At 58.6% G+C, this 11,793-nt stretch carries 9 protein-coding genes and 1 pseudogene; all 10 read right to left on the bottom strand.

Going from position 1 to position 11,793, the window contains the following annotated elements:
- Nucleotides 1-3: 3 nt before the first annotated feature.
- Nucleotides 4-780, bottom strand: a complete 777-nt coding sequence (locus tag B3N48_RS26765; RefSeq protein ID WP_414704186.1) for a methyl-accepting chemotaxis protein — start codon at nucleotides 778-780, stop codon at nucleotides 4-6.
- Between the two features lie 81 nt (nucleotides 781-861).
- A pseudogene (locus tag B3N48_RS26760) lies at nucleotides 862-1,632 on the bottom strand (MCP four helix bundle domain-containing protein); the annotation flags it as partial.
- Nucleotides 1,633-1,860: 228 nt separating this feature from the next.
- On the bottom strand, nucleotides 1,861-2,481 hold the full coding sequence (locus B3N48_RS02520) for a response regulator transcription factor (RefSeq protein WP_296179008.1): 621 nt from the start codon (nucleotides 2,479-2,481) through the stop codon (nucleotides 1,861-1,863).
- A complete protein-coding gene (locus B3N48_RS02515) occupies nucleotides 2,468-3,988 on the bottom strand; it encodes a sensor histidine kinase (RefSeq protein ID WP_296179006.1) in 1,521 nt (506 codons plus the stop codon). The genes B3N48_RS02520 and B3N48_RS02515 overlap by 14 nt, the downstream gene beginning before the upstream one ends.
- Before the next feature lie 397 nt (nucleotides 3,989-4,385).
- The gene (locus B3N48_RS02510) at nucleotides 4,386-4,736 is read right to left on the bottom strand and encodes a BON domain-containing protein (protein WP_296179004.1); all 351 of its coding nucleotides are present in this window, start codon (nucleotides 4,734-4,736) and stop codon (nucleotides 4,386-4,388) included.
- A gap of 289 nt (nucleotides 4,737-5,025) precedes the next feature.
- Nucleotides 5,026-7,131 (bottom strand): polyribonucleotide nucleotidyltransferase, encoded by a 2,106-nt coding sequence (gene pnp, locus B3N48_RS02505; protein ID WP_296179002.1) that lies wholly within the window; start codon nucleotides 7,129-7,131, stop codon nucleotides 5,026-5,028.
- Between the two features lie 209 nt (nucleotides 7,132-7,340).
- Nucleotides 7,341-7,610 carry a 30S ribosomal protein S15 gene (rpsO, locus tag B3N48_RS02500; protein WP_002555121.1) on the bottom strand — a complete coding sequence of 90 codons (270 nt, stop codon included), beginning with the start codon at nucleotides 7,608-7,610 and terminating at the stop codon, nucleotides 7,341-7,343.
- Between the two features lie 150 nt (nucleotides 7,611-7,760).
- Nucleotides 7,761-8,678 (bottom strand): tRNA pseudouridine(55) synthase TruB, encoded by a 918-nt coding sequence (gene truB / locus B3N48_RS02495; RefSeq protein ID WP_296178956.1) that lies wholly within the window; start codon nucleotides 8,676-8,678, stop codon nucleotides 7,761-7,763.
- Nucleotides 8,679-8,682: 4 nt separating this feature from the next.
- Nucleotides 8,683-9,084 carry a 30S ribosome-binding factor RbfA gene (gene rbfA / locus B3N48_RS02490; RefSeq protein WP_296178955.1) on the bottom strand — a complete coding sequence of 134 codons (402 nt, stop codon included), beginning with the start codon at nucleotides 9,082-9,084 and terminating at the stop codon, nucleotides 8,683-8,685.
- A 157-nt stretch (nucleotides 9,085-9,241) separates the two neighbouring features.
- The gene (gene infB, locus B3N48_RS02485; RefSeq protein ID WP_296178953.1) at nucleotides 9,242-11,782 is read right to left on the bottom strand and encodes a translation initiation factor IF-2; all 2,541 of its coding nucleotides are present in this window, start codon (nucleotides 11,780-11,782) and stop codon (nucleotides 9,242-9,244) included.
- Nucleotides 11,783-11,793: the final 11 nt, after the last annotated feature.

The raw sequence follows: 11,793 nt of genomic DNA, 5'->3' as shown, positions 1-11,793 counted from the left end.
CGCTCACAGCGCGAAATGGGCAATCATGCCGTTGAGGTTGATGGCCAGTCGCGCGAGCTCACCGCTGGCACTGCTCGTCTGTGTGGCCCCCGCAGCAGACTGCGTCGACAAATCGCGGATCGTCAGCAGGCTGCGGTCGACGTCCCGGGCTGCCAAGGCCTGCTGCTCGGTGGCGGTGGCAATGAACAGATTTCGCTCGTTGATCTTGGCGATGGCCAACGTGATCTGCTCCAGAGCATGTCCCGCAGCACGTGCGCGATCGAGCGTTTGATTCGCTTTTTCGGCACTGTGTTGCAGCGCGAAGACCGTCGCCCCTGTGCCCGTTTGAATGCTCTGGATCATCGCGCCGATCTCCAGCGTCGACGCTTGTGTGCGCTTGGCCAGTGACCGAACCTCATCCGCCACCACGGCAAACCCACGCCCGGCATCACCCGCCCGGGCGGCTTCGATCGCCGCATTGAGCGCCAGCAGATTGGTCTGGTCGGAAATGCTGTGAATCACGCTGAGTACCGAGCTGATTTCGTCCGTGTAGCGCGACAGGTTTTCGGCCTGGCCGACGGCCTGCAACACTTCCTCCACCAACCCCTGGATCAGCGCGATGGTTTCGCTGACTTCGGCATGGCCTTTCTGCGATTGCCGATCGGACGCCCGCGATAACTCAGAGGTGCTAACGGCGTTGAGCGCAACCTCATCGACGGCACTGCTCATTTGCGTCACCGCGGTGGCGGTGTGCTCGATCTGCTCGCATTGTTGCTGCAGGCCCTGCGTGCTATGGCCCATGACCGAGCTCATTTCCTCGGCAGCGGCTGCCAGCTGATTGGCTGACACACCGATGCCTTCGATGGTCGAACGCAGATTCTGCTGCATGTCGCGCATGGCCTTGAGTAACGCTGCGGGCTCATCCGAACCCGCGTGCTCGATCCTGCCGCTCAGATCGCCTTTAGCAATCATCTGCGCAGCGGACAAGGCCTCGCGAATTGGTCCGACGATGCTCCGGGTCAGCAGCCAGGCCAACGCTACGGTGACCACCACTGATAGCGTCAGCACGACGCCGATGATCAGTTGCATGTTGCCGTACAACGTACGCGTCTCGTTGGCAGCAGCCCCTGCGCCGGCTTCATTGAGCTTCACCAGCTGGTCCATGGCACGAGTCAGTTCGCTGCCGATATCGGCCAGCCTCGCGTTAAGACGCTCCAACGCCTCCTGATCGAGGGTTTGTGCGTCGAGCAGGGCAATGACTTCATCCAATGTCAGCACATAGCGGCCGAGGGAAGCCTGGATTGAATCCAGCAGCGCCACTTCTTCGGGACCGCCCTGTCGAGCTTGGTACTGGCTGAGATGAGCGTCGAGTTCCTGCTCGGCGCGCTTGATCAGCGCCTTGCTCTTCTGTCGCACGACAGGGTCATGGGTAGCACGAAACCGCTGACCTTCGAGCCGCATGGTGTGGATGCTCAGCGACAGCTTCTGAACCGAAATGATGCCGGGCATCCAGAGGTCATTGATCCGGTTAGCGGCGCGATCAAGCGTGGCCATTTGCATCAGGCTGAACAGGCCGACGAACAACATCGTGAGCGTGATGACCGCGAATCCAATCGCTGCCCGGGTTCCGATACTGATGGTCCTCAGAAGCACGTGTGTAATCCCCTTATCGTTCAGATACGCGTTCGGCGCTGGATCGACGAACTGATGACGGCCTGAAAGCAGGTTCAGGAACGAGGCGGGAAATTAACACTGCCGGCGAGTAGTGCCGATTAGCCATCAGGGTGGCCGGATCATACTCACGTATGAGGTCAGACGATGGCTGGGACGGCGGGCCTGTCGAGGAGGGGAATGCAGAGCACGCAGGCTCCACTGCTTGACTCAGCGCGCTTCGAGGGCCTGGGACATCTTCACCAGGTCGGCAAATGTTTTGGCCTGCATCTTTTTCATCGCATGCCCGCGATGGATCTTGACGGTGATTTCGCTCAACCCGATCTCAGCAGCGATCTGCTTATTCATCAAGCCCGTGACCGCCAGGGCCATGACCTCTTGTTCTCGGGGTGTCAGCGTCTGAAAACGGGCGCGCAGCTGGCTTGAGGTTTTGCCTGTCTCACGACGCCTGGCGTCCTGTTGCAGGGCCCCGGTGACGGCATCAAGCAAATCCTGCTCGCGATACGGCTTGACCAGAAAGTCCAGAGCCCCCGCCTTCATTGCCTTGACCGACATCGCGATGTCGCCGTGACCACTGACGAAAACAATCGGCATGGATATCTTCAGTTCGGCCAGACGAGCCTGAAAATCCAGGCCGTTCTCGCCCTGCAAACGCACGTCGAGAATCAGGCACGACGGTATGTCTTCGAAGGGATGCTGCAAAAATTCGCCACCCGACGCGAACGTGTGCACCCGCATGCCCACTGACCGCAACAAACTGTCGAGTCCGGCTCGTATGGCAGGGTCGTCGTCAACAACAAACACGACGGGGCTCATGTCAGTTGCACTCATCAGCGCTGACCTCAATCGCAGGGAGGGAAAGATTCAGCAGTGCGCCGTGCCCCAATTCGCTTTCGGCCCAAATGCGGCCGCCGTGCGCTTCGATAATCGAGCGACAGATCGACAATCCCATGCCCATGCCCTCGGGTTTAGTGGTGAAGAACGGGTTAAACAGATTGGGCAAATTGGACGCCGAGATACCCGGCCCGTTGTCCTGGAAACTCAGTGAGACGTTCCCGCTATTCGAGGTGCTCAACTGCACGGTCAGGGTTTTATCCTTGCCGTGCATCCCCGCCATGGCCTGCATGGCATTGATCATCAGGTTGATGATCACCTGCTGCAACTGCACCCGGTCCCCCCGCACGGCGACCTCCCCCTGGACAGGCTTGAGGTCCAGCGTCACGCGATGACGGTGGAGCTCTCTGCATACCAAGGTAACGGCCTCATGCAACACCTCGTGGAGATCGATTTGCACATGCCGGGGGTCGGTCCGCCGCGACAACGCACGAATGCGCCGGATGACTTCGCTGGCCCGGTGTGCCTCACCCCGTATGCGTTCGATAGCGCTGCGAACCTCGCCGATATCCGGCACTTCGCGATCCAGCCACCGCAACCCCGCCTCTGCGTTGGTGGTCATCGCAGACAGCGGTTGATTCACTTCATGGGCGATCGACGCTGCCATTTCTCCCAGCATCGTGACGCGGGTGACGTGCGCCAGCTGGCTTTGGGAACGATGCAAGGCGTCTTCAGCGTTCTTCGTCGCCGTAATGTCCATCAACGCGCCGACGTATTCGCAGTCGCCCGCCACATCGTGAATCTGCTGAGCCAGCATCCGCAGGCACTTGAAGGCGCCATCCGGCATCAGTAGGCGAAATTCGGTGTCAACGTTCGCTTGGCTGGCGTACGCGTCACGGATCAACTGTTTGAGCGCATTCACGTCATCCGGATGCACGCGGCTGAACATGGTCGCCAGCGTCGGCTGTACGACGTGGTCGAACTGAAAAATGCGCCTCGCCTCGTCGGACCAGCTCATTTCGCCACCTGGCATTTTCAATCCGATACTCCCCGTCAGGCTGAGGCGCTGTGCACCTGCCAGCAGGACTTCACTGCGGTTGAGTAGATGGACCTGCCGCTGTAGCGCTTCTTTGGAGGCCTTGTTTTTCAGCGCCAGAAAGCCAGTGATCGCAATCGCGCAGAAACTGACCAGGCACCGTCCGAACGATGGCATGAGCCATATCGTGCCCTGCCCCCATTCAGCGACATGGGACAACAGATAGGCCGCCAGCGTCAACACACCGCAGCCCAGCGTGGCAATCATCAGGTTTCGCCGAGAAACCAGATCTTCCGACATCAGGATCACGGTGACGTACAACACCGCAATGGCAATATCGAGCGTACTGAGCCAATCGACTAGAAAAATAATCGCCGCCAGCATCACAGCGCCTGCGCGTCGTAACCACACGCTCGGCGCGAGTTTGGGCCGGTGCCCTGTCATGGGGGTGGTTGAGACAGTATCCATTACGACAGTCTTGCCTTGTGATGAACCATCGGGAAAAGCAGCACAGATAGAAAACGCGAACGTCCGTTCGTCCTTGTCGGGACAACGAGCGCTGTGAGAAGCGTTTTATCGGCTGTTCGGACCTGTCGCGTTATTTCAGGCGGCCCGGTTTGTGACCAGCAGGGGGCAAATATACCCACGAAATGATTCAGGAGACAGACAGAGCGAGGTATCGGCGGGAACGGCAATCACATGAGCAGTCGCTGGGTCAGGAACACTCCAGATAGAACAAACCCCGGCGCTCGCGCCAGGGTCTGTAATGGCCACATCCATATGGCCTTCGCATGAACCTTCAATCGGTCAATCGACGACCTCCCTGGCCATCAATCGTCCGTTCGTACGGTTCTTGGGAAATTGATTACTCAGCTTTCAAGCCATCAGCCGAAACAGCTTTCACACCTTTGATTTTCTTGGTGATTGCTACTGCGGTAGTTTTTTGAGCTTCGGTGATCGCGACAGTCGACGACAGGGAAACCACGCCTTTGTTGGTTTCAACCTTGATGTCGGAGCCTGGGATGCCTTTCTCGGTTACCAGATCAGATTTGACCTTGGTGGTGATCCAGGTATCGGAAGTGGCTTCTTTAGCTTTGGTGACTTCACCAGCAGCCAGAACCATCGGAGCTTGGGCAGAGGTTTGAGCCATGGCTACGTTAGCCAGGGTCAGAGTCAGAGCAGTGGCGGTAGCAGCAGCGATAGCGAACTTCTTCATACGAGTAACTCCTGTTTTTCTCAAAATCTGCGCCAATCTGATTGGCTGCAGGGTTACTGGTATATCGCAAGCGTTGTGCCAATCTGCCACATACAACTTTTCTTATTATTATCAATGGGTTAGAAAAAACGGGATCCCGGCACATCGTGCAGATTGCCCGTTTACCGAAAGTTCCGCTTGCAAGATGCATGTTCGAACCGAGAAAAACGCTATGGTGTGCGACGTAACCCCTTCATTGCGCTCAAAAAAAAGGGCCCGCAAGGGGCCCTTTTTTCAACGTCAGGTTTAGTTAAACGCCCGATGCCTTCGCTGCAGCAACATCTTTGATCGACAGCTTGATGCGACCGCGGTTATCGACGTCCAGAACCAGCACCTCGACTTCCTGACCTTCTTTCAGAATGTCGGTCACTTTTTCGACCCGAGCATCGCTGAGCATCGAGATGTGAACCAGACCGTCTTTGCCCGGCAGGATGTTGACGAATGCGCCGAAGTCGACGATGCGCTCAACCTTGCCCACGTAGATCTTGCCGATCTCCGCCTCAGCGGTGATGCCCAGAACGCGCTGACGTGCAGCTTCAGCCGCTTCCTTGGATTCGCCGAAGATCTTGATCGAGCCATCGTCTTCAATGTCGATCGACGCTTTGGTTTCTTCGCAGATGGCACGAATGGTCGCGCCGCCTTTACCGATGACGTCACGGATTTTATCGGTGTCGATTTTCATCGCGATCATGGTCGGAGCGTTTTCCGACAGTTCAGGACGCGACTGGCCGATGACCTGGTTCATTTGGCCGAGGATGTTCAGGCGAGCTTCCAGGGCTTGGCCCAGGGCGATCTCCATGATTTCTTCGGTGATGCCTTTGATCTTGATGTCCATCTGCAGCGCGGTGACGCCTTTGGCGGTACCGGCCACTTTGAAGTCCATGTCGCCGAGGTGGTCTTCGTCACCCAGGATGTCGGTGAGAACGGCGAACTTCTCGCCTTCTTTCACCAGACCCATGGCGATACCGGCAACCGGCGCCTTCAGCGGAACACCTGCGTCCATCAGCGCCAGAGAAGCACCGCAGACCGACGCCATGGAGCTGGAGCCGTTGGATTCGGTAATTTCCGATACGACACGGATGGTGTACGGGAACGCGTCAGCAGCAGGCAGCATGGCCTGGACCGAACGACGGGCCAGACGACCGTGACCGATTTCGCGACGACCCGCGCCACCCATGCGACCACACTCGCCCACCGAGAATGGAGGGAAGTTGTAGTGCAGCATGAAGGGGTCTTTTTTCTCGCCTTCAAGGGTGTCCAGCAGCTGTGCGTCACGGGCAGTACCCAGCGTGGCGACGACCAACGCCTGGGTTTCGCCACGGGTGAACAGGGCCGAACCGTGGGTCTTCGGCAGCACGCCAACTTCGATGTTCAGCGGACGCACGGTGCGAGTGTCGCGGCCGTCGATACGTGGCTTGCCATCAACGATGTTCTGGCGAACGGTGCGGTATTCGATTTCACCGAAAGCGGCTTTGACTTCGGAAGCCGATGGGCTGCCTTCTTCGACGGCCAGTTTGGCAACGACCTGATCCTTCAACTCACCCAGTCGAGCGTAACGATCGGCCTTGACGGTGATGGTGTAGGCCTCGGAGATCGCCGCGCCGAACTCGGAGCGGATAGCGCCCAGCAGTGCGGTGGCTTCTGGCTGAGGCGCCCAGGTCCAGGTTGGCTTGGCAGCTTCGGCGGCCAGCTCTTTGACAGCCTTGATGACCGACTGGAATTCGTCGTGGGCAAACAGCACGGCGCCCAGCATCTGGTCTTCAGTCAGCTCTTTGGCTTCGGATTCAACCATCAGCACCGCTTCTTCGGTACCGGCGACGACCATGTCCAGGCTCGAGGCTTTCAGTTGTTCGTAAGTCGGGTTCAGCAGGTAGCCGGTGCTTTCGTGGAACGCTACACGCGCCGCGCCGATCGGGCCGTCGAACGGAATGCCGGAGATGGCCAGTGCAGCCGAAGTACCGATCATCGCGGCGATGTCCGGATCGGTTTTTTTGCTGGTGGAAACAACGGTGCAGACAACCTGCACTTCGTTCATGAAGCCTTCAGGAAACAGCGGGCGGATCGGACGGTCGATCAAACGCGAGGTCAGGGTTTCTTTCTCGGAAGGACGGCCTTCACGCTTGAAGAAGCCGCCAGGGATCTTGCCGGCAGCGTAGGTTTTTTCCTGGTAGTGAACGGAGAGCGGGAAAAAGCCTTTGCCAGCGTCTGCTTGTTTGGCGCCGACCACAGTCACGAGTACGGTGACGTCGTCGTCAACGGTGACCAATACTGCACCAGAAGCCTGACGGGCGATGCGGCCTGTCTCCAGGGTTACGGTCGATTGACCGAATTGAAACGTCTTGATTACCGGGTTCACGGTGTCCTACCTTCTTTGTGGCTCTTGGGGGAACTGGTTTCTTGCGAATTCTTGGGCAGTGAGGGGAATCGGCCCCTGCGGCAGTCCAGGTGTGCAGCATACGAATAAAACGTGTATCCAGATAAAACTTGAGGCTGGGAGCCTGCCGTGCGTCAGCGGGAAACCCTCTGACGCACGACAGACAACCAACCTCTAGCGCGATCGCTGAATTAGCGACGCAGACCCAGGCGACCGATCAGAGCGCTGTAACGGCTCACGTCTTTGCCTTTCAGGTAGTCCAGCAGCTTACGACGCTGGTTAACCATGCGGATCAGACCACGACGGGAGTGGTGGTCTTTACCGTTGGCCTTGAAGTGACCTTGCAGTTTGTTGATGTTGGCGGTCAGCAGTGCAACTTGCACTTCTGGCGAACCAGTATCACCAACGGCTTGCTGGTAGTCGGTTACGATCTGAGCTTTTTCTTCAACGCTGAGAGCCATGAGGCAATCCTTTTATCAAGAAACCGTTTCAACGAAACAGCTTCAACAGGCCAGGGACAAATCCCTGTATCAATAAATGAGGAGTGACCATGCCTGTTAACAGCCACCCTCGTACCGCCGTGCCAGGACACCCCGACTCGACGGGTCCGGTCACTCTGACCGAATCAATCGACGTGGCGCAATTCGCCCGTCTTCACTCACTTCACCGATACCGATGAAGCGCCCATCATGATCCTGCACCCGCACCATGCCGAACTTCGGCGCGTCCGGGGCTCTGACTGGCTGACCGTGCAGCCAGTAAAACGAACTGTGCTCTGAAAATTGCAGCAGCGGCCAATCCTGCAAGCCGCTGTCAGAAGGCATCAAGAAGCGATCAACCGCTTCGTTGCCACCTTCGGCGTGGACAGCTTCCAGCTCTTCCAGCGTCACTGTCTGGGCCAGCGTGAAAGGTCCTGCCTGCGTCCGACGCAACTCGGCAACATATGCACCACAGCCGAGCTTCTCACCGATATCTTCCACGAGTGTCCGAATATAGGTGCCTTTGCTGCAGTCAACGGCCAGTCGCGCGGTCTCGCCTTCGCTTGCCAATAATTCCAGGCGCGCAATAGTAACAGAACGCGCTTCACGCTCCACCACTTCCCCTGCACGCGCCAGCTTGTACAACGGCTGGCCATCACGTTTGAGCGCGGAGTACATCGGCGGTATCTGACTGATTTGCCCACGGAAACCGGGCAGTACCGCCTCGATTTCGGCGCGACCAACGGTCACCGGACGCGTTTGTAACACCTCGCCTTCGGCATCCGCCGTGGTCGTGGTCTTGCCCAACTGCATCAGGGTTTCGTAACCCTTGTCGGAATCGAGCAGGTACTGCGAAAACTTGGTCGCCTCACCGAAGCACAGCGGCAGTACGCCGGTGGCCAGCGGATCGAGACTCCCGGTGTGGCCGGCCTTTTCCGCGTTGAGCAACCAGCGCACCTTTTGCAAGGCGGCGTTGGAGGTGAAGCCCAGCGGCTTGTCGAGCAGGATGATGCCGCTGACGTTGCGGCGGATACGCTTGACCTGAGCCACGCCGTTACTCCTCCGAACCATCTTGCTTCGGAGAAGGTTCGTGCTGGCTGTCTTCAGCCACTGCGCGCTCGATCAGCGCTGACAGGTGGGCACCGCGAGAGACACTTTCATCGTAATGGAAGTGCAGTTGCGGAACGCTGCGCAGCTTCATTTCACGCGCCAATTGCATGCGCAGGAAGCCAGCGGCCGAGTTCAGCACTTTGATGGATTGACTGATGTCCTCCGCGTTGTCCTGGCCCATCACGGTGATGAAAATCTTCGCGTGGCCCACGTCGCGGCTGACATCGACGGCGGTGATGGTGACCAGACCCACGCGCGGGTCTTTGACTTCACGACGGATCAACTGAGCCAGCTCGCGCTGCATCTGATCGCCGATACGTTGGGTACGGCTGTATTCTTTTGCCATGTCTTGTTACCTGTACTGACCCACGGCCAAAGCCATGTGGTCTGAAAGCGGCAAACGCCCGGCCTGGCGAGAGCCGGACCGGGCGTTGCGTTTAGAGTGCTTGACGAACGCTGTGCATTCTCATGCGACGTACGCCAAGACTCCTGAAGCTCGCGATTTAGAGGCTGCGAGCCACTTGGACCTTCTCGAAGACTTCGATCTTGTCGCCGACCTTGACGTCGTTGTAGCTCTTGACGCCGATACCGCACTCCATGCCAGCACGAACTTCGGAAGCGTCATCCTTGAAGCGACGCAGGGATTCCAGCTCGCCTTCGAAGATAACGATGTCTTCACGCAGTACGCGGATCGGACGGTTACGGAACACAACGCCTTCAATGACCATGCAACCGGCGATCGCACCGAACTTCGGCGAGCGGAATACGTCGCGAACTTCGGCGATACCCAGGATGTTCTCCCGGACGTCGCTGCCAAGCATGCCGGTGAGAGCCTTCTTGACGTCTTCGATGATGTCGTAGATGACGTTGTAGTAACGCATGTCCAGACCTTCCTGCTCGACGATCTTGCGCGCGCCAGCATCAGCACGCACGTTGAAGCCGAACAGAACAGCGTTGGATGCCAGCGCCAGGTTGGCATCGCTCTCGGTGATACCACCGACGCCGCCGCCCACTACTCGCACCTGTACTTCGTCGTTGCCCAAGCCATTCAAAGCGCCCTGCAAGGCCTCGAGCGAACCACGAACGTCGGATTTGAGGACGATGTTGAGCGTCTTCTTCTCTTCCTGGCCCATGTTCTCGAAGATGTTTTCCAGCTTACCGGCGTGAGCACGGGCCAGCTTGACTTCGCGGAACTTGCCTTGACGGAACAGCGCCACTTCGCGGGCTTTCTTCTCGTCAGCAACCACGCTCATCTCGTCGCCAGCGTCCGGCGTCCCGTCCAGGCCGAGAATCTCGACAGGGATGGATGGACCGGCTTCCTTGATGGACTTGCCGTTCTCGTCGAGCATGGCGCGAACACGACCGTAGTTGGAGCCGACCAGTACCATATCGCCCTGGCGCAGCGTACCGTCCTGAACCAGAACAGTGGCCACTGGACCACGGCCCTTGTCCAGACGCGATTCAACCACGACACCGCGACCCGGGGCCGATGGTGTAGCGACCAGCTCCAGGACTTCAGCCTGCAGCAGAACGGCTTCCAGCAACTCGTCTACGCCTGTACCGACTTTCGCCGATACCGGTACGAATGGGGTATCGCCACCCCAGTCTTCGGACGTCACCCCGTGAACCGACAGCTCGCTACGGATGCGGTCCATGTCGGCGCCCGGCTTGTCGATCTTGTTGACCGCGACCACCAGCGGAACACCGGCAGCCTGTGCGTGCTGCACGGCTTCGATGGTCTGCGGCATCACGCCGTCGTCAGCTGCGACAACCAGGATCACGATATCAGTCGCCTTGGCACCACGGGCACGCATCGCGGTAAACGCCGCGTGACCAGGCGTGTCGAGGAACGTGACCATGCCGCGGTCGGTTTCCACGTGGTACGCACCGATGTGCTGAGTGATACCGCCAGCTTCGCCAGCGGCCACCTTGGCACGACGGATGTAGTCGAGCAGCGAGGTCTTACCGTGGTCAACGTGACCCATAACAGTCACGACTGGCGCACGAGGAACCGTTTCACCTTCAAACTTCAGGGACTCGGCCAGGGAATCTTCCAGCGCAGTGTCGCTGACCAGCGTCACTTTGTGGCCCAGTTCTTCAGCAACCAGTTGGGCAGTTTCCTGATCCAGTACCTGGTTGATGGTGGCCGGGGTCCCCAGCTTGAACATGAACTTGATGATTTCAGCGGCTTTGACCGACATCTGTTGAGCGAGGTCGCCCACAGTGATGGTCTCGCCGATCTTCACTTCACGTACCACAGGACCGGTAGGGTTCTGGAAGCCGTGAGCATTGCGTTTCTTGAGTTTCGCCTTGCCACGACCGCCACGACGGAAGCCATCGCTTTCTTCGTCGGTGGTACGTGGTGCAACGCGTGGCGCAGGCGCCTTTTCCTTGACCGATGCACGATGCGGAGCGTTTTTGCGCTCGCCGTCGCCACCACCGCCACGGCGATTGTTGTCATCGGCACGTGGTTTGTCGGGACGACGAGGCTCGTCGCGCTTGCGAGTGTCGGCGACCGGTGCAGGTGCAGCGACAGGCGCTTCCTGAACAGGCTCGGCAGGCACTTGCGGAGCCGCCTCGACTGCAGGAGCGGGTGCCGCCACAGCTTCAGCGGTTTCCGGAGCGGGAGCTGGCTGACGGCGCGCTTCTTCTTCGGCACGCTGACGGGCTTCTTCTTCAGCCTTTTGGCGCGCGGCATTTTCTACCGCACGGCGTTCTTCTTGCTCGCGCTTGCGCTCGGCTTCGATTTCTTCCGGGCTGCGTTGTACGAAGACTTTCTTCTTACGTACTTCAACGCTGATGCTCTTGCTGCCAGCAACGCGCAGGGTACTGGTGGTCTTACGCTGCAAAGTGATCTTGCGCGGTTCTTCCACCTTAGCCTTGTGGCCGCTTTTCAGGTGCGTCAACAGGGCTTGCTTTTCGTTATCGGTCACAACTTGCTCGGCGGCGGTGTGCGGCAGACCTGCCTCACGCATCTGCTGTAACAGGCGCTCTACCGGTGTGTCGACCGTTTTGGCCAGTTCTTTCACCGTGACTTGCGTCATGCACTTCTCTC

This window comes from Pseudomonas sp. UBA1879 (genome assembly GCF_002338065.1).
Taxonomy (GTDB): Bacteria; Pseudomonadota; Gammaproteobacteria; order Pseudomonadales; family Pseudomonadaceae; genus Aquipseudomonas.
Note: the sequence above shows the minus strand (reverse complement) of the source record. Positions and strands in the feature narration are given on the sequence as shown.

Bases quoted from the DNA above. Each gene is read 5' to 3' on its own strand.
- B3N48_RS26765 (WP_414704186.1), bottom strand. From the start codon at position 780: ATGGGCCATAGCACGCAGGGCCTGCAGCAACAATGCGAGCAGATCGAG.
- B3N48_RS02520 (WP_296179008.1), bottom strand. From the start codon at position 2,481: ATGAGTGCAACTGACATGAGCCCCGTCGTGTTTGTTGTTGACGACGAC.
- B3N48_RS02515 (WP_296179006.1), bottom strand. From the start codon at position 3,988: ATGGATACTGTCTCAACCACCCCCATGACAGGGCACCGGCCCAAACTC.
- B3N48_RS02510 (WP_296179004.1), bottom strand. From the start codon at position 4,736: ATGAAGAAGTTCGCTATCGCTGCTGCTACCGCCACTGCTCTGACTCTG.
- rpsO (WP_002555121.1), bottom strand. From the start codon at position 7,610: ATGGCTCTCAGCGTTGAAGAAAAAGCTCAGATCGTAACCGACTACCAG.
- rbfA (WP_296178955.1), bottom strand. From the start codon at position 9,084: ATGGCAAAAGAATACAGCCGTACCCAACGTATCGGCGATCAGATGCAG.
- infB (WP_296178953.1), bottom strand. From the start codon at position 11,782: ATGACGCAAGTCACGGTGAAAGAACTGGCCAAAACGGTCGACACACCG.